This window comes from Pseudomonas sp. Lb2C2 (genome assembly GCF_052112205.1).
Lineage (GTDB): Bacteria > Pseudomonadota > Gammaproteobacteria > Pseudomonadales > Pseudomonadaceae > Aquipseudomonas > Aquipseudomonas kilonensis.
Genome location: NZ_JAUTYW010000002.1, coordinates 540,362 through 560,148, shown reverse-complemented (window position 1 = coordinate 560,148; position 19,787 = coordinate 540,362). Strand labels below are relative to the sequence as shown.

16 protein-coding genes and 2 tRNA genes are annotated in these 19,787 nt (G+C 61.2%); 13 read left to right on the top strand and 5 right to left on the bottom strand.

Translation table 11 applies throughout. The annotated features are described in order from the left end of the window. Positions 1-29: 29 nt before the first annotated feature. The 4 genes from Q7F16_RS06830 to Q7F16_RS06815 are packed head-to-tail and all read left to right on the top strand — an operon-like array spanning position 30 to position 3,389. A complete protein-coding gene (locus tag Q7F16_RS06830; protein ID WP_014336862.1) occupies positions 30-758 on the top strand; it encodes an ABC transporter permease in 729 nt (242 codons plus the stop codon). Then, on the top strand, positions 755-1,465 hold the full coding sequence (locus tag Q7F16_RS06825; protein WP_046064966.1) for an ABC transporter permease: 711 nt from the start codon (positions 755-757) through the stop codon (positions 1,463-1,465). Before Q7F16_RS06830 ends, Q7F16_RS06825 begins: the two co-directional genes overlap by 4 nt. A gap of 27 nt (positions 1,466-1,492) precedes the next feature. After that, complete coding sequence (locus Q7F16_RS06820) at positions 1,493-2,611, top strand: succinylglutamate desuccinylase/aspartoacylase family protein (RefSeq protein ID WP_095962784.1); 1,119 nt, start codon at positions 1,493-1,495, stop codon at positions 2,609-2,611. A 13-nt stretch (positions 2,612-2,624) separates the two neighbouring features. Beyond that, the gene (locus tag Q7F16_RS06815) at positions 2,625-3,389 is read left to right on the top strand and encodes an ABC transporter ATP-binding protein (RefSeq protein WP_046064968.1); all 765 of its coding nucleotides are present in this window, start codon (positions 2,625-2,627) and stop codon (positions 3,387-3,389) included. Between the two features lie 501 nt (positions 3,390-3,890). On the opposite strand, the gene Q7F16_RS06810 is transcribed toward Q7F16_RS06815, so the two are convergent. Together Q7F16_RS06810 and dcd are read right to left on the bottom strand one after the other, a co-directional pair. Then, on the bottom strand, positions 3,891-4,097 hold the full coding sequence (locus tag Q7F16_RS06810) for a hypothetical protein (RefSeq protein ID WP_014336858.1): 207 nt from the start codon (positions 4,095-4,097) through the stop codon (positions 3,891-3,893). Between the two features lie 99 nt (positions 4,098-4,196). Beyond that, the gene (gene dcd / locus Q7F16_RS06805) at positions 4,197-4,763 is read right to left on the bottom strand and encodes a dCTP deaminase (protein WP_003184751.1); all 567 of its coding nucleotides are present in this window, start codon (positions 4,761-4,763) and stop codon (positions 4,197-4,199) included. A 354-nt stretch (positions 4,764-5,117) separates the two neighbouring features. Between dcd and Q7F16_RS06800 the strand changes: the two genes are divergently transcribed. Further along, entirely contained in the window at positions 5,118-5,327 is a 210-nt protein-coding gene (locus Q7F16_RS06800) for a cold-shock protein (RefSeq protein WP_002554837.1), read from the top strand. Between the two features lie 197 nt (positions 5,328-5,524). On the opposite strand, the gene Q7F16_RS06795 is transcribed toward Q7F16_RS06800, so the two are convergent. Next, complete coding sequence (locus Q7F16_RS06795; RefSeq protein ID WP_079303645.1) at positions 5,525-6,532, bottom strand: DUF481 domain-containing protein; 1,008 nt, start codon at positions 6,530-6,532, stop codon at positions 5,525-5,527. A gap of 164 nt (positions 6,533-6,696) precedes the next feature. Here Q7F16_RS06795 and Q7F16_RS06790 point away from each other — a divergent pair, with 164 nt between their 5' ends. The 4 genes from Q7F16_RS06790 (at position 6,697) to Q7F16_RS06775 (ending at position 11,470) form a co-directional block, all read left to right on the top strand. Beyond that, on the top strand, positions 6,697-7,050 hold the full coding sequence (locus tag Q7F16_RS06790) for an MGMT family protein (protein ID WP_014336855.1): 354 nt from the start codon (positions 6,697-6,699) through the stop codon (positions 7,048-7,050). Positions 7,051-7,094: 44 nt separating this feature from the next. Beyond that, positions 7,095-8,654: an AmpG family muropeptide MFS transporter gene (locus tag Q7F16_RS06785; protein WP_409555878.1), complete on the top strand. Its 1,560-nt coding sequence runs from the start codon at positions 7,095-7,097 to the stop codon at positions 8,652-8,654. Positions 8,655-8,783: 129 nt separating this feature from the next. After that, positions 8,784-10,499, top strand: a complete 1,716-nt coding sequence (locus Q7F16_RS06780) for a proline--tRNA ligase (RefSeq protein ID WP_014336853.1) — start codon at positions 8,784-8,786, stop codon at positions 10,497-10,499. 17 nt (positions 10,500-10,516) lie between these two features. Next, positions 10,517-11,470 carry a hypothetical protein gene (locus Q7F16_RS06775; RefSeq protein ID WP_409555879.1) on the top strand — a complete coding sequence of 318 codons (954 nt, stop codon included), beginning with the start codon at positions 10,517-10,519 and terminating at the stop codon, positions 11,468-11,470. 136 nt (positions 11,471-11,606) lie between these two features. On the opposite strand, the gene dinB is transcribed toward Q7F16_RS06775, so the two are convergent. Beyond that, positions 11,607-12,668, bottom strand: a complete 1,062-nt coding sequence (gene dinB, locus Q7F16_RS06770) for a DNA polymerase IV (RefSeq protein ID WP_409555880.1) — start codon at positions 12,666-12,668, stop codon at positions 11,607-11,609. Between the two features lie 282 nt (positions 12,669-12,950). Here dinB and Q7F16_RS06765 point away from each other — a divergent pair. From Q7F16_RS06765 to Q7F16_RS06750, 4 genes are all read left to right on the top strand, one after another. Further along, positions 12,951-13,027, top strand: a tRNA-Met gene (locus Q7F16_RS06765). 232 nt (positions 13,028-13,259) lie between these two features. Further along, a tRNA-Met gene (locus Q7F16_RS06760) sits at positions 13,260-13,336 on the top strand. A 151-nt stretch (positions 13,337-13,487) separates the two neighbouring features. Next, on the top strand, positions 13,488-16,130 hold the full coding sequence (mprF, locus tag Q7F16_RS06755; RefSeq protein ID WP_046064973.1) for a bifunctional lysylphosphatidylglycerol flippase/synthetase MprF: 2,643 nt from the start codon (positions 13,488-13,490) through the stop codon (positions 16,128-16,130). Continuing rightward, positions 16,130-17,419: a virulence factor family protein gene (locus Q7F16_RS06750; protein WP_046064974.1), complete on the top strand. Its 1,290-nt coding sequence runs from the start codon at positions 16,130-16,132 to the stop codon at positions 17,417-17,419. The genes mprF and Q7F16_RS06750 overlap by 1 nt, the downstream gene beginning before the upstream one ends. Positions 17,420-17,674: 255 nt before the next feature. Here Q7F16_RS06750 and Q7F16_RS06745 read toward each other — a convergent pair whose 3' ends face one another. Continuing rightward, positions 17,675-19,516, bottom strand: coding sequence for a potassium transporter Kup (locus Q7F16_RS06745; RefSeq protein ID WP_409556033.1), 1,842 nt, complete (start codon positions 19,514-19,516; stop codon positions 17,675-17,677). Positions 19,517-19,787 lie beyond the last annotated feature (271 nt).

The window sequence follows — 19,787 nt, the reverse complement described above, 5'->3', positions numbered from 1 at the left end:
CGCTTTTCTCCTGCCAAAGGCTTTCTTCCATGTTCGAACAACTCCTACAAAATCTGGGGCTCTCTGCCTTCAGCCTGCAGGGCTTTGGCCCGCTGCTGATGCAAGGCACCTGGATGACCATCAAGCTGTCGGCCCTGTCCCTGTTGTTGAGCGTCTTGCTCGGCCTGTTGGGCGCCAGCGCCAAGCTGTCCAGCGTCAAACTGCTGCGAATCCCTGCCCAGCTCTACACCACGCTGATCCGCGGCGTGCCGGACCTGGTGCTGATGCTGCTGATCTTCTACAGCCTGCAAACCTGGCTGACCTCGTTTACCGACTTCATGGAATGGGAATACATCGAGATCAACCCATTCGGCGCCGGGGTGATCACCCTGGGCTTCATCTATGGCGCGTACTTCACCGAAACCTTTCGCGGCGCGATCCTCTCGGTCCCCCGGGGCCAGGTCGAAGCCGCCACGGCCTACGGCCTCAAGCGTGGCCAGCGCTTTCGCTTCGTGGTGTTTCCACAAATGATGCGCTTCGCCCTGCCGGGTATCGGCAACAACTGGATGGTAATGCTCAAGGCCACCGCGCTGGTGTCGATCATCGGCCTGGCCGACCTGGTCAAGGCGGCCCAGGATGCGGGCAAGAGCACCTACCAATTGTTTTACTTCCTGGTACTGGCGGCATTGATCTATTTGCTGATCACCAGCGCGTCCAACGTCATCCTGCGCTGGCTTGAACGCCGTTACGCCGCCGGCGCCCGGGAGGCGGTGCGATGATCGAACTTCTGCAAGAATACTGGCGGCCGTTCCTTTACAGCGATGGCGTCAACGTCACGGGCCTGGCGATGACCCTGTGGCTGCTCAGCGCCTCGCTGCTGATCGGTTTCGTGGTGTCGATCCCGCTGTCCATCGCCCGGGTTTCGCCCAAGTTCTACGTCCGCTGGCCGGTGCAGTTCTACACCTACCTGTTCCGGGGCACGCCGCTCTATATCCAGTTGCTGATCTGCTACACCGGCATCTACAGCATCGAGGCGGTGCGCGCCCAACCCATGCTCGACAGCTTCTTTCGCGATGCGATGAACTGCACGATCCTGGCCTTCGCCTTGAACACCTGCGCCTACACCACGGAGATTTTCGCCGGGGCGATTCGCAGCATGAACCATGGCGAAGTGGAAGCAGCCAAGGCCTACGGCCTGACCGGTTGGAAGCTGTACACCTACGTGATCATGCCGTCGGCGCTGCGCCGCTCGCTGCCGTATTACAGCAACGAAGTCATCTTGATGCTGCACTCGACGACCGTGGCATTCACCGCTACCGTTCCAGACGTGCTGAAAGTCGCCCGGGACGCCAACTCGGCGACGTTCCTGACGTTCCAGTCGTTCGGGATCGCCGCGTTGATCTACCTGACCGTCACCTTTGCACTGGTAGGCCTCTTCCGCCTCGCCGAACGCCGCTGGCTGGCCTTTCTCGGGCCGACCCACTAGGGCTTTTGTTCCAGGACACACACGCACATGCGCCACCAGATCCATGACCTGCTGGCCCCCGTACCGGGGACCGCACGCAAGATCCACAGCTTCCACTTCGGCCCGGAAAAAGCCGTCGGCAAAATCTATATCCAGGCGTCCCTGCACGCCGATGAACTGCCGGGCATGCTGGTCGCCTGGCACCTCAAGCAGCGCCTGGCCGAACTCGAAGCATCGGGCCACCTGCGGCACGAGATCGTGCTGGTACCCGTCGCCAACCCCATCGGCCTCGAACAAGTGTTGATGGACGTGCCCCTGGGCCGCTACGAAACCGAGAGCGGGCAGAACTTCAACCGCCGCTTCGTCGACCTGAGCGAAGAGATCGGCAACGAAATCCAGGACCTGCTCACCGACGATCCGCAGCACAACCTGATGCTGATCCGTACCAGCCTGCGCGATGCCCTCGCCCGACAGACCCCAGGCACGCAATTGCAATCCCTGCGCCTGGCCCTGCAACGGCTGGCCTGCGACGCCGACATGGTGCTGGACCTGCATTGCGACTTCGAAGCCGTGGCCCACCTCTACACCACACCCGAAGCCTGGCCACAGGTCGAGCCGCTGGCCCGCTACATCGGCGCCGAAGCCTGCCTGCTGGCGACCGATTCGGGCGGCCAGTCGTTCGACGAATGCTTCACCCTGCTCTGGTGGCAACTCAAGGAACGCTTCGGCGAACGCTTCGAGATTCCCCTGGGCAGCTTTTCGGTCACCGTGGAGCTGCGCGGCCAGGGTGACGTCAACCACGGTCTGGCGAGCCTCGACTGCCAGGCCTTGATCCAATACCTGATCCGCTTCGGCGCCATCGACGGCGAACCGATGCCAATGCCCAAGCTGCCCTACCCGGCCACGCCGCTGGCCGCTGTCGAGCCGGTGGCGACGCCCGTGGGTGGTTTGCTGGTCTACAGCGCCCTGCCCGGCGAATACCTGGAGGCGGGGCAACTGATCGCGCAAGTCATCGACCCGGTCAACGACACCGTCACCCCCGTTCATTGCCGTAACGCCGGGCTGCTGTACGCCCGTTCGCTGCGCCGCATGGCCACGGCCGGCATGGTGATCGCCCATGTCGCCGGCACCGAAGCCTACCGCAGCGGCTACCTACTTTCGCCTTGAGGATGCATGCTCCATGTACAAACTGACCATCGAAGGCCTGCACAAAAGCTATGGCGAACATAAAGTGCTCAAGGGCGTTTCGCTCAAGGCCAAGACCGGCGACGTCATCAGCCTCATCGGTGCCAGCGGCTCAGGCAAAAGTACCTTTTTGCGCTGCATCAACTTCCTGGAACAACCCAATGACGGCGCCATGAGCCTGGACGGCCAGCCGATCCGGATGATCAAGGACCGCCACGGCATGCACGTGGCCGACGCCGACGAACTGCAACGCCTGCGCACGCGCCTGGCCATGGTGTTCCAGCACTTCAACCTGTGGAGCCACATGAGCGTGCTGGAGAACATCACCATGGCGCCACGCCGGGTGTTGGGTGTGAGCAAGCAGGAAGCGGATGACCGCGCCCGGCGTTACCTCGACAAGGTCGGCTTGCCGGCACGCGTCGCCGAGCAGTACCCGGCGTTCCTCTCCGGCGGCCAGCAACAGCGGGTGGCCATTGCCCGCGCCCTGGCGATGGAGCCCGAGGTGATGCTGTTCGACGAACCCACCTCGGCCCTGGACCCGGAGCTGGTGGGCGAAGTGCTGAAGGTGATCCAGGGCCTGGCTGAGGAAGGCCGGACCATGATCATGGTGACCCACGAGATGAGCTTCGCACGCAAAGTCTCGAACCAGGTGCTGTTCCTGCACCAGGGCCTGGTGGAAGAAGAAGGCAGGCCGGAAGACGTGTTGGGCAATCCCACCAGCGAACGGCTCAAGCAGTTTCTCAGTGGCAACCTGAAATAAATTTCGGATTCCCCTGAAAAGGAGGCGCCAGGCGCCAATGCCTGTCAGTTAGGAACAAACGGCATAAATTCTGTGGGAGCAAAGCTTGCTCGCGATAGCAGCAGAGTCGCCAATATCTTAGTCGCCTGGCTTACCGCAATCGCGAGCAAGCTTTGCTCCCACGGGTTTGCTGCTTAACTGACTGGCATTCGGCGCCAAGCGCTGCTTTTGTGGCGAGGGAGCTTGCTCCCGCTGGAGGCGCAGCCTCCCCTTGCAGCGTGTCATCCAGATCCAGGGGGCCGCTTCGCAGCCCAGCGGGAGCAAGCTCCCTCGCCACAAAAGCACGCTTGCCACGATATCTTGCATAAAACCTTTCGCATCCCGCCGTGGTCACTGGAGAAGGACTGCCGGAGCGCACACGGCAGGCATGGCGACATCCAACAACTTCACAAATCAGTGATTCAGTACCTATAACGAAATATGGCCCGTGGCCTGAAAAAACAGGCCACGGGCCATGGTTCATCAGGCAACAGGCGCAGGAGGCGGCTCGTCCGGCAGGGTCGGCTCACCGGGTTCGGTGGGTTGTTCGTTGGGGGTATCGGGATCGGGTTGGCCGGGGATGCCGCCCGCCGCTTCGACAGGATGGGCCAGCAATGACCAGGCCATGACGCCGATCTGATTGGGCTCAAGCTTGGCCAGTTCGGCACTGATTCGCGGATCGATCTTCATAGAGCAACTCCTGGGCGAAGCCCGTTGCGCTGACGCAAAAACGGGCAGTACACGCAATAGAGTGTCTGCCCGCCCAGGAATTCCAACAGTTCGTCAGAATCAGGTACGCGGTAGCGTCACACCGCGCTGGCCCTGGTACTTGCCGCCGCGATCCTTGTAGGACACTTCGCATTCTTCATCGGATTCAAGGAACAGCATCTGCGCCACACCCTCGTTGGCGTAGATCTTCGCCGGCAGGGTCGTGGTGTTGGAAAATTCCAGGGTCACGTGACCTTCCCACTCGGGTTCCAGCGGCGTGACGTTGACGATGATGCCGCAACGGGCGTAGGTGCTCTTGCCCAGGCAGATGGTCAGTACGTTGCGCGGAATGCGGAAGTACTCGACGGTGCGGGCCAGGGCGAAGGAGTTCGGCGGGATGATGCAAACGTCGCTCTTGACGTCGACGAAGCTCTTCTCGTCGAAGTTCTTCGGGTCGACGGTAGCCGAATTGATATTGGTGAACACCTTGAATTCGTCGGCGCAGCGCACGTCGTAGCCGTAGCTGGAGACACCGAAGGAGATCAGCCGGTCGGCGCCTTCGCCACGCATCTGGCGTTCGACGAAGGGCTCGATCATGCCGTGCTCTTGCGCCATGCGGCGAATCCACTTGTCCGATTTGATGCTCATGGCGGTTTCCTGAAATAGCGAGGTGGAAAAAATACGTCCGGCATCTTACCGGGGCACGGGTCCGGGTTCAAAGCGCGGCGCGCAAATCTCGCCGATCCACCTTGATTTCCGGGTCCTGCCGGCCATCGCCCGCGCCGTCAGTCACCAAATAAGAGAAACCTTCGCAAAGACCATTGGCACATTCTGGAAAAAGGGTTAAGGTGGCGCCACTGTGTTGCTTGTGTCACTGAGAATCTCTACACGATATGTTGAATTTCGATCCAACCATCTACAAGAATTTTTCCTGCTCTTTGCACTCAGTCTCGGCCAGGGTTCTTCCTGAGTCGCAGTTATCTTTGTTCAAGGAGTTACACCATGTCTAATCGCCAAACCGGTACCGTTAAGTGGTTCAACGATGAAAAAGGCTTCGGCTTCATCACCCCACAATCCGGTGACGACCTGTTCGTTCACTTCAAAGCTATCCAATCCGACGGCTTCAAAAGCCTGAAAGAAGGCCAACAGGTTTCTTTCATCGCTACCCGCGGTCAGAAAGGCATGCAAGCTGAAGAAGTTCAAGTTATCTAACTTGTCCTTGCTTTAGTAAAAGGCCCCGCCCTCAAAAGCGGGGCTTTTTTGTGCCTGCTTGTTTTTGCCGGCACAAAAAAACTGTGGGAGCGAGCTTGCTCGCGATAGCGGTGGATCAGCAACATCAACGTTGTCTGACAGACTGCTATCGCGAGCAAGCTCGCTCCCACAGGGGGTTTGTTACTTTCCGGGAGGGGTTACCAGGTCACGCCAAACCCGGCCGTGTAGCGCGTCTTGCTCAAGTCACTGTCTTCGGTCCCCTCGATCACATCCTTCTCCGCCTTTAGGTTGAGCGATGCCCAGTCGGTGACCTTGTAGCGCAGCCCGATCTCGGCGTCGTAGGCATAATCGGCAACGTCCGACAGCGGCTTGCCCACTTCGCCGTTGGTGAAGAACTCGACGCGCTTGCCAATCAGATAGCGGTTGTAGTCCCACTTCATGGCAACGGAATAGAAGTTGTCCGTTCCACCGTCGCGGTATTCATAGTCGGTGCGATTGAGCAGAGAGCCCAACGAGAAAGCCCCCAACTCGTCATCCCAGAACTGATAGCCCGGACCGGTACCCACCACGCGCTGGCGCGCCAGGTCTTCGACTTTGTCACGCTTGTAGTTCAGGCGACCTTGCCAGAACCACTTGTCCGTCAGGAAGCGGTCGAGGGAATATTCCAGGCGCCAGTTATCAGCGGAAACCACATCGTCCTGGAACTCACGGTTGTATTCGCCTTCGGCGGTGTGCCGCCATCTGCCGTGGCGTGCCGAGGTCTTGAAGTCGATGTCGTAGTCGTCGGTATCGTTTTCCGCACGCTGATAATCCAGCGCGGCATCGATATTGCCCTTCCACACCAGGTCCTCGACCACCGGTTTGGGCTTGAGGATCTGCTGGATACTGGCCAGTTCGACGGTTTTAGGCCCGTCGCCGTTGGCCAGGGTGACCTTGCCATCCTCGGCCGCCTGCAGCGCCTTGGCTTTCTCGCCGGTATAGGCATCCTGCTTGACCAGGAGCTGCTGGTCACTCTCCAGGGTCTTGACCTGTTTCCAGTCGATGGGAATCGCACCGGCGTAATCGGTCTGGATCAGCAACTTGCCGCCATCGAAAACGGTAATCTTGCCACTGAGTTTGTCCCCATTCTTCAACCAGACAGTGTCGGCAAGCAAGGGCATGGAGGCGCTGGCCACAGCCAGGCATAGCAGGGTTCTAGACAACATAAGCGTATAAAGAGCTCAAGTTTGCGGTGAAAAGGCGGCATTATCCCCCGGGACGACACCTCAGCAAGGACTGACCAAAGTATTTGTAATGAGTTCATTTCTCAACCAGCTTTACAGGACTTAACCTACAAACGGCCATACACCCTTTTTCCGGACGCCTGAACGTGACTGATGCATCCCTGGACACCGAGAACGCCGCCCAAATCCGCCGCACCACCCTTTATCTGACCCTGGCACAGGTGCCGGCAGGCAAGGTGGTCACCTATGGCCAACTCGCCGAAATGGCCGGCCTGGGCCGTGCCGCACGCTGGGTGGGGCGAACCCTCAGCCAGTTGCCGAACGACACCAAGCTGCCCTGGCACCGGGTCTTGGCTGCCGGCGGTCGGATCAGCCTGCCGGCGGGCAGCGCCTCAGGGGATGAACAGCGCGCACGCCTGCGCCTGGAGGGGATCAGCGTCCTGAACAATCGTGTTGATATTCAGCGCCATGGCTGGCGCCCGGTAGAGCACAGCGGTTAGAGTGCGCGCTTTGTTTTCGCAATTTTTGAGGCAGACTCCAGCCCATGCCCCGTAAAACCTGGCGCGCCGCCCTCGCCGCCTATGCCAGTCCCTCGACGCTCGTGCTGTTGCTGCTTGGCTTCGCCGCCGGCTTGCCATACATGCTGGTGTTTTCCACGCTTTCGGTCTGGTTGCGCGAAGCCGGCGTCGCCCGCGAAACCATTGGCTACGCGAGCCTGATCGGCCTGGCGTATGCCTTTAAATGGGTCTGGTCGCCACTGCTCGACCAATGGCGCCTGCCCTTGCTGGGCAAACTGGGACGTCGCCGTTCATGGCTGGTGCTCTCACAGGCCCTGGTGATCCTTGGCCTGATCGGCATGGGTTTCTGCGACCCACAAAAGCACCTGTCATGGTTGATCGCCATCGCCGTCATCGTCGCCTTCGCCTCTGCAACGCAGGACATCGCCGTCGACGCCTATCGCCTGGAGATCGCCGACGACACCCGCCAGGCCGCCCTCGCCGCCAGCTACATGTCCGGCTACCGCATCGCCGCGCTGCTGGCCACCGCCGGCGCCCTGTTCTTCGCCGAAGGGTTTGGCTCCACCGGCTTCAACTACAAACACTCGGCCTGGGCCGGTACCTACCTGCTGTTCGGCGCATTGATGGTCCCGGCGTTGCTGACCTCGCTGTTCATGCGCGAACCGCCGGTGCCGCTGCGCACCCAACTGCAGGCCGGACGCTACAAGTTCGTGCATCAACTGGCGTCGGTATTCGTGCTGATCGTGCTGCTGGTATCCGTCCCGGCGATGTTCACCCAGCTCTACAACACCGACTTCGCCAGCGTGCTGTTCGAGGGTGTCAGCCTGCTCGATCTGTTGCTCGAAGACCGCGCGTTCCTGCGGGCCATCCTCTATATCATCCTGACGGCCCTGTGCCTGTCGGCCATGGGCCGCCGAGGGCTGGCGCCGGTGCTGACGCCGGTCAACGACTTCATCCTGCGCTACCGCTGGCAAGCCTTGCTGCTGCTCGGGCTGATCGCAACCTATCGGATGTCCGACACGGTCATGGGCGTCATGGCCAACGTGTTCTACATCGACCAGGGCTTCACCAAGGACCAGATCGCCAGCGTCAGCAAGATTTTCGGGCTGATCATGACCCTCGTCGGTGCCGGCATGGGCGGCCTGCTGATCGTGCGTTTCGGCATCCTGCCAATCCTGTTCATCGGCGGCGTGGCCTCGGCCGGCACCAATATCCTCTTCCTGATGCTCACCGACATGGGCGCCAACGTACAGATGCTGATTGTCACCATTTCCCTGGACAACTTCAGCTCCGGCCTGGCCACGTCAGCGTTCGTCGCCTACCTGTCGAGCCTGACCAATCTGAAATTCTCCGCCACCCAATACGCCCTGCTCAGCTCGATCATGCTGCTGCTGCCGCGCTTGATCGGTGGTTATTCAGGGGTGATGGTGGAGAAGTTCGGCTATCACAAATTCTTCCTGATCACCGCATTGCTTGGCGTTCCGACCCTGCTGCTGATCGCCCTGCACTGGTTCCAGGAGAACCGTCGCCAGGACTCGACGCCCACCGAGGAAGCGGCGCCCACCCGGCCTGCGGAAGAGTCGTAGGAAACTTCAGAAAACGCCGGACAAACCGGCGTTCGCAGCGGGCGACCGGCCACGCGCCTGTACGCCAGGGCATCTCGCCCGTACAATGCTCCGTCACTTCTCGTCATCAGCAACCGACAACGGCCAACCATGCGCACCAGTCAATATTTGCTCGCCACACAGAAAGAAACGCCTTCCGACGCCGTCGTGATCAGCCATCAGTTGATGCTGCGTGCCGGCATGATCCGCAAACTCGCCTCGGGCCTGTACACCTGGCTGCCGATGGGCCTGCGGGTCATGCGCAAGGTGGAAGCCATTGTTCGCGAAGAGATGGACGCCGCCGGTTCCCTGGAAGTGTTGATGCCGGGCACCCAACCGGCCGAGCTGTGGCAGGAATCAGGACGCTGGGAAGAATACGGCCCTGAGCTGCTGCGCATCAAAGACCGTCACGGTCGCGACTTCTGTGCAGGCCCGACCCACGAAGAAGTGATCACCGACCTGATGCGCAACGAGTTGAGCAGCTATAAGCAGCTGCCGATCAACCTGTACCAGATCCAGACCAAATTCCGTGACGAAATCCGTCCGCGCTTCGGCCTGATGCGCGGTCGCGAATTCATCATGAAGGACGCCTACTCGTTCCACACCGACCTGGCCTCGCTGCAAGTCACCTACGACCGCATGCACCAGGCATATTGCAACGTGTTCACCCGCCTGGGCCTGAAATTCCGCCCAGTTGAAGCCGACAACGGCTCCATCGGCGGTGCCGGCTCCCACGAGTTCCACGTGCTGGCCGAGTCCGGCGAAGACGACATCGTCTTCAGCAATGGCTCCGACTACGCCGCCAACATCGAGAAAGCCGAAGCCGTGCCACGGGAAACCTCCCGCGCTGCGCCGACCGAAGAGTTGCGCCTGGTAGACACACCGAACGCCAAGACCATTGCCCAGTTGGTGGAAGGCTACGACCTGCCGATCGAGCGCACCATCAAGACCCTGATCGTGCGGGCCGAAGAGGAAGGCAAGCTGATTGCCCTGATCGTCCGTGGTGACCACGAGCTCAATGAAATCAAGGCCGCCAACCAGCCCGGCGTCGCCAGCCCGTTGGTCATGGCCACCGAAGCCGACCTGCGCGACGCCATTGGCGCCGGTGCCGGCTCCCTCGGCCCATTGAACCTGCCACTGCCGATCATCATCGATCGCTCGGTGGAGTTGATGAGCGATTTCGCCATCGGCGCCAACGTCGACGACAAGCATTACTTCGGCGTGAACTGGGAACGCGACCTGCCGGTTCCAACCGTCGCGGACCTGCGCAATGTCGTGGCCGGCGACCCGAGCCCGGACGGCAAGGGCACCCTGGAAATCAAGCGGGGCATTGAAGTCGGGCACATCTTCCAGCTGGGCAACAAGTACAGCAAGGCGATGAAGTGCGAAGTGCTGGGCGAGAACGGCAAGCCGGTTACCCTGGAAATGGGTTGCTACGGCATTGGCGTTTCCCGCGTGGTGGCTGCCGCCATCGAGCAGAACAACGACGCGAAAGGCATCATCTGGAGCGACACGCTGGCGCCTTTCCAGATTGCCCTGGTGCCGCTGCGCTATGAAACCGACCTGGTGCGCGAAGCCACCGACAAACTCTACGCCGAACTGACGGCCGCCGGCTTTGAAGTGCTGCTGGACGACCGCGACAAGAAAACCAGCCCCGGCATCAAGTTCGCGGACATGGAACTGATCGGCATCCCGCATCGGATCGTCGTCAGTGACCGTGGCCTGGCCGAAGGCAACCTGGAATACAAGAGCCGCACCGAGGCCGAGCCGCAAGCGCTGCCGGTCGCCGACGTGCTGTCGTTCCTCCAGGCCCGTATCCGCCGCTGACACCAGATAGAGACGTCATGTTCAAGCGAAACACCTTAGGCCTCGGTGGCGCCGCCCTGTGCGGCGCCCTGCTGGTCAGCGGCTGTGCCAACCAAATGTCACAACGCAGCGAGCACGAAGAGCGGGTCGAGCGCAAATTGCTCGACCACAGCCTGCAGATCGACGTGGGCGACCCCAAGGTGCTCGACCTGCCGCAGCGTCGGGTGCGCATCAATGAGCAAAAGACCTTCGAAGTCACCGAGTTCGAGGTCACTCGCCATTACGATCGCTACACACCGTACCAACCCTGGCGGGAGATCTACGAGATCCCCTTGGGCGCCGTGGCGGTGGTGGCCGGTGTCGGCGCGAACGTGGTCAATGTGTTCGCCCTCGGCAACCTGCCGGACACCGTGACCCGTGACTGGATCAGCTACGGTTTCGCCGGGCTCAACCCGTTCATGAACGTCCCTTCCCATGGCCGTGCCCAGCAGAACCTGGCGGGCATCGACGAAGTCCAGCGCGACAAGCGCACGGAACACTCGAGCCTGCCTTGGAGCGAACGCCCGGTGGAGGTCAAGGCCGCCCGGCAGACCTTCGAGCTGAGCACCGACCGTAACGGCGTGCTGCGCTTGAACCTGCTGGAAAGCCCGTTCGCCGAGCAGGACCTGAGCCAGTTCGGCAAATTGCAGATCAGCGTGACGGATGCCCAGGACGAGGTGCACACCGACTCATCCCTGAGCATCAGCAGTACTTTGCGCAGCAAGCTGGTGGAAGCCCACGCGCTGATCTACGACGACCTGGAAGACGACGAGGTGAGCCAGTGGGTTCATCGGGTCAAGCGCCTGTCGGAGCTGGGACTTGAAGAAGAGGCCAGCGAACTGGAGCAGAGCCTGATCGAACTGACGCGTAATGATCCGGAGTTGCAGGCCGAATTCATTAAGGCACTGACCAAGGATGGCGGGCGGTTGGTGGCGGATCCTGGCGCTAACTGAAATACCCCTGTGGCAAGCTGTGGGAGCAAGGCTTGCCCGCGATGGCGGTCTCAAGGATGCCATCGCGAGCAAGCTTTGCTCCCACAAGACTCCCTAGCCACAAGAGTAAGGCAAGGCATTCAGCCAACCGACAGCCTCACCGCTCAAACAACTCCAACTGCTCAAACCCACCGCGCAAATCCTCCAGCCGCACCCCGATCCCCAATAACCGCACCGGTTTGCCGCCCCGCTTGAACGCCTGGGTCAACAACAACTGGTAGCTACCCAAATCCCGCCCTGCCCCGGCCTGCTCCAGCGTGGTCTGGGTGAAGTCGTGGAACTTCACTTTGACGAACGGCTTGCCCGGTCGATAACTGCTGTCGATCCGCGCCATGCGCCCTTTCAGGGTTTCCATCAGCTCCGGCAGTTTGTCGAGGCAGCTCACCAGGTCGGGCAGGTCGACATCGTAGGTGTTTTCCACACTGATGGACTGCCGTCGACTGTCGTTGTGCACCAGACGCTCATCGATCCCCCGGGCCAGGCTCCAGAGCCGCTCACCGAAACTGCCAAATTCGCGCACCAGCGCCAGCTTGTCCCATTGACGCAACTGCGAGCAGTCGACGATGCCGAGCCGGTTCAGCTTATCGGCGGTGACCTTCCCAACGCCGTGGAGCTTGCTGACCGGCAGGGCCGAGACAAAGTCCTCGACCTGGTCGGGGGTGATGACGAACAGCCCGTTGGGCTTTTTCCAGTCACTGGCAATCTTGGCCAGGAACTTGTTCGGCGCGACGCCAGCAGACACGGTGATGTGCAACTGGTTGGAAACACGCCGGCGAATGTCCTGGGCGATGCGCGTGGCGCTGCCACCAAAATGGGCGCTGGCGGAGACGTCCAGGTAGGCCTCGTCCAGCGACAGCGGCTCAATCAGGTCAGTGTAATCGCTGAAAATCGTATGAATTTCCTTCGACGCTTCCCGATAGGCGTCCATTCGTGGCTTGACGATGGTGAGGTCCGGGCAGAGCTTCAAGGCGTGGCCGGAGGACATGGCCGAGCGCACCCCGTAGGCCCGCGCTTCGTAGTTACAGGTGGCAATCACGCCCCGCCGATCCGCCGAGCCGCCTACCGCAAGGGGCTTGCCGGCCAGCCGCGGGTCATCGCGCATCTCGATAGCGGCATAGAAACAGTCACAGTCGACATGGATGATTTTACGTTGCGTCATAGCAGAGCGGAGTGTGCGACAGATCGGGCCACCAGTATCGCACCAGCACCTGTATATAGCACCAGTAGTTTGAAAGATCCTTCGTTGAGACCCGAAATGGCCTACACAAATTTACTTCTTCAATCGCAACGAGCTGGTCAATAGAGCCTCAGCCCTTGCCAGGCCTGCGTCACAGCGTTGTCACAATGCCTTTTCCCAAGGCTAAGCACTTGAAGCGGAACAGGTTTTTATGACACCAGGGTTGACAGCGGCGCGATCCTCTGTAGAATGCCGCCACACAGACGCGGGATGGAGCAGTCTGGTAGCTCGTCGGGCTCATAACCCGAAGGTCGTCGGTTCAAATCCGGCTCCCGCAACCAAACATCAAAAAAGGCTACTCGAAAGAGTGGCCTTTTTTGTGCGTGCTCGTTTTCTGACTAGCTGATCAGAGACTCGTCGCCTGCGACGCCCTACGCGCAACCAGTTGTAGGACAATTTCCTTTAAATTCCGAGCATTTAGGAAGACAAGGGGCGGATCGACGGTTTATTTGAGCCCATCGCCTTTTAACGGTTGACACTCGGGCATTCGCCTGTAGAATGCCGCCACACAGACGCGGGATGGAGCAGTCTGGTAGCTCGTCGGGCTCATAACCCGAAGGTCGTCGGTTCAAATCCGGCTCCCGCAACCAAACATCAAGAAAGGCTACTCGAAAGAGTGGCCTTTTTTGTGCCTGGTGAAAAAAGCCTCATTACAAATATTTTGTAATTATTTTTTACCGCGGGGATTGGTAACTTGACTGGATACCCCCATCCTGTCGCGCATAGCTCAAGAGGTGATTGATGCGCGCCCACTCGTCTGACCCGCAAGACTCCGTTACTGCGACACAACCGATCAAGGCCGAGCGACTGCGCTGGCTGGATCGGATCAGCCAGTACCGCCAGCCCATCGGCCTCGCCGTCACGCTGCTGCTGTTTGCGATTGCATTGATTGCCTGCCGCCATCTGCTGAGCGAGCTCGATCTGTACGCTCTGCACGACTCGATTCTGGAAGTACCCCGGCCAGCCCTGCTCGGCGCGATCGCCGCCACGGTAGCCGGCTTCATCATTCTTTTGGGCTACGAATGGTCCGCCAGCCGTTATGCCGGGGTGACGCTGCCGCCACAGACCATGGTCCTGGGCGGATTCACCGCGTTCGCCATCGGCAACGCCATTGGCCTGTCACTGCTGTCGGGCGGTTCGGTTCGCTACCGTCTGTATGCGCGTCATGGCCTGGGGGCCTCGGATGTCGCCCACATGACGTTGTTCGCCAGCCTGTCCCTGGGCTGCGCGTTGCCACCGTTGGCGGCCCTGGCAACGCTCAGCAACCTGCCCGCCGCGTCTGCCGCGCTGCACCTGCCTGCCACTTTACTGGGGGCCATTTCCGTGGCGGTGCTGCTGCTCACCAGCGTGTTGGCCATCGGCATCTACCGCCGGCGCCTGCCGGAGCAGCCTCATCGAGACAGCCTGCTGGTAAAGGCCGGGCGCCGTACGCTGCGCCTGCCGGGCCGACGCCTGACCTTCCTGCAGTTGGTGATCACCGCGCTGGATGTCGCCGCCGCCGCCACCGTGTTGTATCTTTTGCTGCCCGAAGCACCGCCGTTCGGCGCTTTCCTGCTGGTGTACCTGCTGGCGCTGGCCGCCGGGGTGCTCAGCCATGTACCCGGCGGTGTCGGGGTGTTCGAAGCGATCCTGCTGGCCGCGTTTGCCGACAAGCTCGGCGCCGCGCCCCTGGCCGCCGCGCTGCTGCTGTATCGCTTGATCTACGTGCTACTGCCGATGCTGGTCGCCTGTGTGCTGCTGCTGATCAATGAGGCGCAACGGCTGTTCCAGACGCGCCAGAGCCTGCGGGCGGCATCGGGTTTCGCAGCACCGATCCTGGCGGTGCTGGTGTTCCTCTCCGGCGTGGTGCTGCTGTTTTCCGGGGTGACACCGGAAATCGACACCCGCCTGGAGCACATCGGCTTCCTGATCCCTCATCGACTGGTCGACGCTTCGCACTTTGGCGCCAGCCTGGTGGGCGTGTTGTGCCTGTTGCTCGCCCAAGGCCTGCGCCGTCGCCTGTCGGCCGCCTGGATGCTGACCACGGTTCTGCTGCTGGTCGGCGCCCTGCTCTCGCTGCTCAAGGGTTTTGACTGGGAAGAAGCCACGCTGCTGACGCTGACGGCCACCTTGCTGGCGATATTCCGACGCTCCTTCTATCGTCCGAGCCGCCTGACTGAACTACCCTTTTCCCCGCTGTTCCTGATCGCCAGTATCTGCGTGCTGGGCGCGTCGACCTGGCTGCTGCTGTTTGCCTACCAGGACGTGCCCTACAGCCATCAACTGTGGTGGCAGTTCACCCTCGATGCCGACGCCCCTCGCGGCCTGCGCTCCCTGCTGGGCGCCGCGGTACTGCTGGTGGTGGTGTCCCTGACCTGGCTACTGCGCACCGCGCGGCCGGTGATCCATTTGCCGTCACCAGAAGAACTGGAGCGCGCCCGGGCGATCCTCATGACCTCGTCGCAACCCGACGGTGGCCTGGCCCTGACCGGTGACAAGGCGCTGCTGTTTCACCCCAATGACGAGGCGTTCCTGATGTACGCCCGCCGTGGCCGCAGCCTGGTGGCGTTGTACGACCCGATCGGGCCGACCCTGCAACGGGCTGAAATGATCTGGCAGTTCCGCGACCTGTGTGACATCCATCATGCCCGCCCGGTGTTCTATCAGGTACGTGCCGAGAACCTGCCGTACTACATGGACATCGGCCTGACAGCCATCAAGCTGGGCGAGGAAGCACGGGTCGACCTCAAGCGTTTCGATCTCGAAGCCAAGGGCAAAGAGATGAAGGACTTGCGCTACACCTGGAACCGCGGCACCCGTGACGGCCTGTCGCTGGAAATCCACGAACCGGGCCAGGCGCCGATGGATGAACTCAAGGTCATTTCCGATGCCTGGCTGACCGGCAAGAACGTGCGGGAGAAAGGTTTCTCCCTGGGCCGTTTCAGCAATGACTACCTCAAGCATTTTCGCATCGCGGTGATTCGTTTCGAGGGCCGGCCGGTGGCGTTCGCCAACCTGCTGGAAACCCACAGCCACGAACTGGCCAGCCTCGACCTGATGCGCGCCCACCCCGAGGCCCCGAAACTGACCATGGAGTTCATGATGGTCGGCCTCATCCAGCATTATAAAAACCATGACTACGCCCGCTTCAGCCTCGGCATGGTCCCGCTGTCGGGCTTGCAACCACGGCGCGGCGCACCGCTGACCCAACGCCTGGGTTCGATGGTGTTCCGCCGCGGCGAACAGCTCTATAACTTCCAGGGGCTGCGCCGCTTCAAAGACAAATTCCAGCCTGACTGGGAACCTCGCTACATGGCCGTGCCCGCCGGACTCGATCCGCTGGTGGCACTGGCCGATACCGCCGCCCTGATTGCAGGCGGCCTGACTGGATTGGTGAAACGCTGATGATGCAACGCTCCTGGCGATACGTAGTGGCCGCCCTGCTGGTGCTGGCGGTAATTCTCGGTGGCGGTTACTGGTACTGGAACCGCCCGGCCCCGCAACCGATCCTGGAACAACTGGCGCCCGCCGATGGCGCAGCAATGACCCGGGTCATCCCCGGCACCAAACCGCGCGCCCAGGTGCTGGTGGCAGTCAATGAGGACCAGAAGCTCAGCGACACGCAGTTGACGACCCTCAGCCGCAGTGGCTCGGCGCAGATCGTCCAGGTGATCCTGCCCAAGGACTGCATGCTGCAAGGTCGCGCCCTGCAAGCAGGCCTGAGAGAACTGCAAGGCCCGGCCACGCTGGTCAGCGGTATCGGCCCGGGCGCCGTGCTGGCCTGGCGCTGGCTGGCCGAGCAGAAGGATGACAAGGCAAAGGCCGTTTCGGTGGACCTGGCCCTGGAAAAACCCGGCTGCACGCACTTGCTGCCAAAAACCGCGGCCCACGGTCATTGGCTGGTGGCCTGGAACGATAACCCTGACGACACCAGCGCCGGTTTCGTAAGGGATCAGAAAAATGCCGAAACCAGCATCAGCGACTACGACATCAACCTGCCGCAAGTGCTGAACAACGAGCTGCGCAAAATCCTGGTGGGCACCGACAAGGCCAAGGGCGGCCTGAGCATCCCGGTGGTGGAAGTCCCAGCCAGCCAGGCGCGGGACACCGTCACCCTGTTTCTCTCCGGCGACGGCGGCTGGCGCGACCTGGACCGCGATGTGGCCGATGAAATGGCCAAGATCGGCTACCCAGTGGTCGGCATCGACACCCTGCGCTATTACTGGCAGCACAAGAGCCCGGAGCAAAGCGCGGCGGACCTGACCGAACTGATGCAGCACTACCGTCAGATCTGGGGCACCAAGCGCTTCATCCTGACCGGCTACTCCTTCGGCGCCGACGTGTTGCCGGCCATCTACAATCGCCTGCCGGCCACCGAACAACAGCGGGTCGATGCGATCATCCTGCTGGCTTTCGCCCGCACCGGCAGCTTCGAGATCGAAGTCGAAGGCTGGCTCGGCAACGCCGGCACCGAAGCCGCCACCGGCCCGGAGATGGCCAAGCTGCCAGCCGAGAAGGTGGTGTGCATCTACGGCGCTGAAGAGGCCGACGAAAGCGGCTGCACCGACAAGACAGCCGTAGGCGAAGCTATCAAGCTGCCTGGCGGCCACCACTTCGACGAAAACTACCCGGCCCTGGCCAAGCGCCTGATCGATGAGATCAACAAGCGCCAGAGCAAGACAGCCGAACAGTGATCTGACGCAGAACTGAGAAAAGCCCCGGCAACCTTACGGTTACCGGGGCTTTTCTATGGCCGCTCGATTGACACATAACCCTGTGGGAGCGAGCTTGCTCGCGATGGCGGTGGCACATTCAACATCTTTGCAAACTGACACTGCGCTATCGCGAGCAAGCTCGCTCCCACAAGATTCGCCTGACATCGATATTGTGTGGCTCACAAAAAAGCCCCCGCCGCCGCAAGGCAACGAGGGCTTTTTGTTTTCTGGTTGCTACATCTCCACCTGCGTCCCCAGTTCAATCACTCGGTTCAGCGGCAGATTGAAGAAGCGCAGATTGCCATTGGCGTTTTTCAACATGAAGGCGAACAGTATCTCGCGCCAGCGGGCCATGCCCTCGAGCTTGGAAGCGATGACGGTCTCGCGGCTGAGGAAGTAGGTGGTGCGCATCGGGCTGAAGTCCAGGTCATCGAGATGACAGAGCTTGAGCGCGAGCGGGACGTCCGGCTCGTCGGTGAAGCCGAAGTGCAGGATCACCCGGAAGAAGCCTTCGCCATAAGCATCGACCTCGAAGCGCCGCTGCGGCGGTACCCGGGGGATGTCTTCGTACACCACCGTCAGCAACACCACTTGCTCATGCAGCACCTGGTTGTGCAACAGGTTGTGCAACAGCGCATGGGGCACCGCATCCGAGCGTGCGGTCAGGAACACAGCCGTGCCCTGTACGCGATGGGGTGGCTGCACGCGAATACTGCTGATGAAGATCGGCAACGGCAACGCGCCTTCGTCCAGGCGCTCCACCAGCAGTTGCTTGCCGCGCTTCCAGGTGGTCATCAGTACAAACAAGGCGATACCGGCGATGACCGGGAAAGCGCCGCCCTGAACGATCTTCGGTACGTTAGCGGCAAAGTACAGGCCGTCCACCAACAGAAAACCGAACAACAGCGGTACCGCCAGCAGCGGTGGCCACTTCCACAACAGCAGTATCACGGCGGACACCAGGATCGTGGTCATCAGCATCGTACCGGTCACTGCCACGCCATAGGCCGAAGCCAGCGCGCCGGAAGATTCGAAACCCAGCACCAGCAGCACTACGCCGATCATCAGCGACCAGTTCACCGCACCGATATAGATCTGGCCCTGCTCGGCACTGGAGGTGTGCTGGATGTACATGCGCGGGATGTAACCGAGCTGGATCGCCTGGCGCGTCAGGGAGAACGCGCCGGAAATCACCGCTTGCGAAGCGATCACCGTGGCCAGCGTCGACAGGCCCACCAACGGCAGCAACGCCCAGCTCGGCGCCAGCAGATAGAACGGGTTGCGCGCCGCTTCCGGATCACCCAGCAACAACGCACCCTGGCCGAAATAGTTGAGCATCAGGCCTGGCAACACCAGGAGGAACCAGGCGCGGGCAATCGGTTTGCGACCGAAGTGGCCCATGTCGGCGTACAGCGCTTCAGCGCCGGTCAACGCCAGCACCACAGCGCCGAGGATCGCCACGCCCATGCCCGGGTGGACGACAAAGAAGCGCACGGCCCAGGCCGGGTTCACCGCCTGCAATACTTCCGGGTGTTGCAGGATGCCGTACACCCCCAGGGCGCCGAGCACCAGGAACCAGGTCACCATGATCGGGCCAAACAGGATGCCAATGCGGGCAGTGCCGTGGCGCTGGATCAGGAACAGCCCCACCAGCACCACCAGCGACAAGGGCACCACCCAGTGGTCGATACCTTCGAACGCCAGGCCAAGGCCTTCAATTGCCGAGAGCACGGAAATCGCCGGCGTGATCATGCTGTCGCCATAGAACAGCGCGGCGCCGATCAAGCCGCAGACCACCAGGAATGTCCGCAGCCGCGCCCTTCCCGCCGCCGCGCGCCGCGCCAGGGCGGTGAGCGCCATGATCCCGCCCTCGCCCTGGTTGTCGGCGCGCAGGACGAACATCATGTACTTGATCGACACGACCCAGATCAGCGACCAGAAAATCAGCGAGAGAATCCCCAGCACCCCATCGTGATTGACAGGTACGCCGTAGGCACCGGAAAACACTTCCTTGAGGGTGTACAACGGGCTCGTACCGATGTCGCCATAAACCACTCCGACCGCCGCAACCAGCATGCTCAGCGGCTTCGCTGCCGAATGCTCGGCACCCACCGCCTGACTACTTGCATGACCCATCCAACACTCCCGATTCCCAGACCTGTCTTCTTGAACGTGGCACTATTCTTTGTTGAGGCAGCATGCGCTGTTTTACGTATTGTTACAGACGTTTTGTTGACTGCAGTAATCGACAGAACACAAAGGCGCGAAGCATAGCGCAGCACTCGTCGCATTTCCCGGTATAAAGCTGGTCAAGTGCGTCGGCCATGGATAGAATTGCGCACTTTTT

Coding starts and splice junctions, on each gene's coding strand:
- Q7F16_RS06795 (WP_079303645.1), bottom strand. CDS start 6,532: ATGTTGTCTAGAACCCTGCTATGCCTGGCTGTGGCCAGCGCCTCCATG.
- Q7F16_RS06775 (WP_409555879.1), top strand. CDS start 10,517: ATGTTCAAGCGAAACACCTTAGGCCTCGGTGGCGCCGCCCTGTGCGGC.
- Q7F16_RS06745 (WP_409556033.1), bottom strand. CDS start 19,516: ATGCTGGTTGCGGCGGTCGGAGTGGTTTATGGCGACATCGGTACGAGC.
- Q7F16_RS06825 (WP_046064966.1), top strand. CDS start 755: ATGATCGAACTTCTGCAAGAATACTGGCGGCCGTTCCTTTACAGCGAT.
- Q7F16_RS06785 (WP_409555878.1), top strand. CDS start 7,095: ATGCCCCGTAAAACCTGGCGCGCCGCCCTCGCCGCCTATGCCAGTCCC.
- Q7F16_RS06820 (WP_095962784.1), top strand. CDS start 1,493: ATGCGCCACCAGATCCATGACCTGCTGGCCCCCGTACCGGGGACCGCA.
- Q7F16_RS06750 (WP_046064974.1), top strand. CDS start 16,130: ATGATGCAACGCTCCTGGCGATACGTAGTGGCCGCCCTGCTGGTGCTG.
- dcd (WP_003184751.1), bottom strand. CDS start 4,763: ATGAGCATCAAATCGGACAAGTGGATTCGCCGCATGGCGCAAGAGCAC.
- Q7F16_RS06815 (WP_046064968.1), top strand. CDS start 2,625: ATGTACAAACTGACCATCGAAGGCCTGCACAAAAGCTATGGCGAACAT.
- Q7F16_RS06810 (WP_014336858.1), bottom strand. CDS start 4,097: ATGAAGATCGATCCGCGAATCAGTGCCGAACTGGCCAAGCTTGAGCCC.
- dinB (WP_409555880.1), bottom strand. CDS start 12,668: ATGACGCAACGTAAAATCATCCATGTCGACTGTGACTGTTTCTATGCC.
- mprF (WP_046064973.1), top strand. CDS start 13,488: ATGCGCGCCCACTCGTCTGACCCGCAAGACTCCGTTACTGCGACACAA.
- Q7F16_RS06830 (WP_014336862.1), top strand. CDS start 30: ATGTTCGAACAACTCCTACAAAATCTGGGGCTCTCTGCCTTCAGCCTG.
- Q7F16_RS06800 (WP_002554837.1), top strand. CDS start 5,118: ATGTCTAATCGCCAAACCGGTACCGTTAAGTGGTTCAACGATGAAAAA.
- Q7F16_RS06780 (WP_014336853.1), top strand. CDS start 8,784: ATGCGCACCAGTCAATATTTGCTCGCCACACAGAAAGAAACGCCTTCC.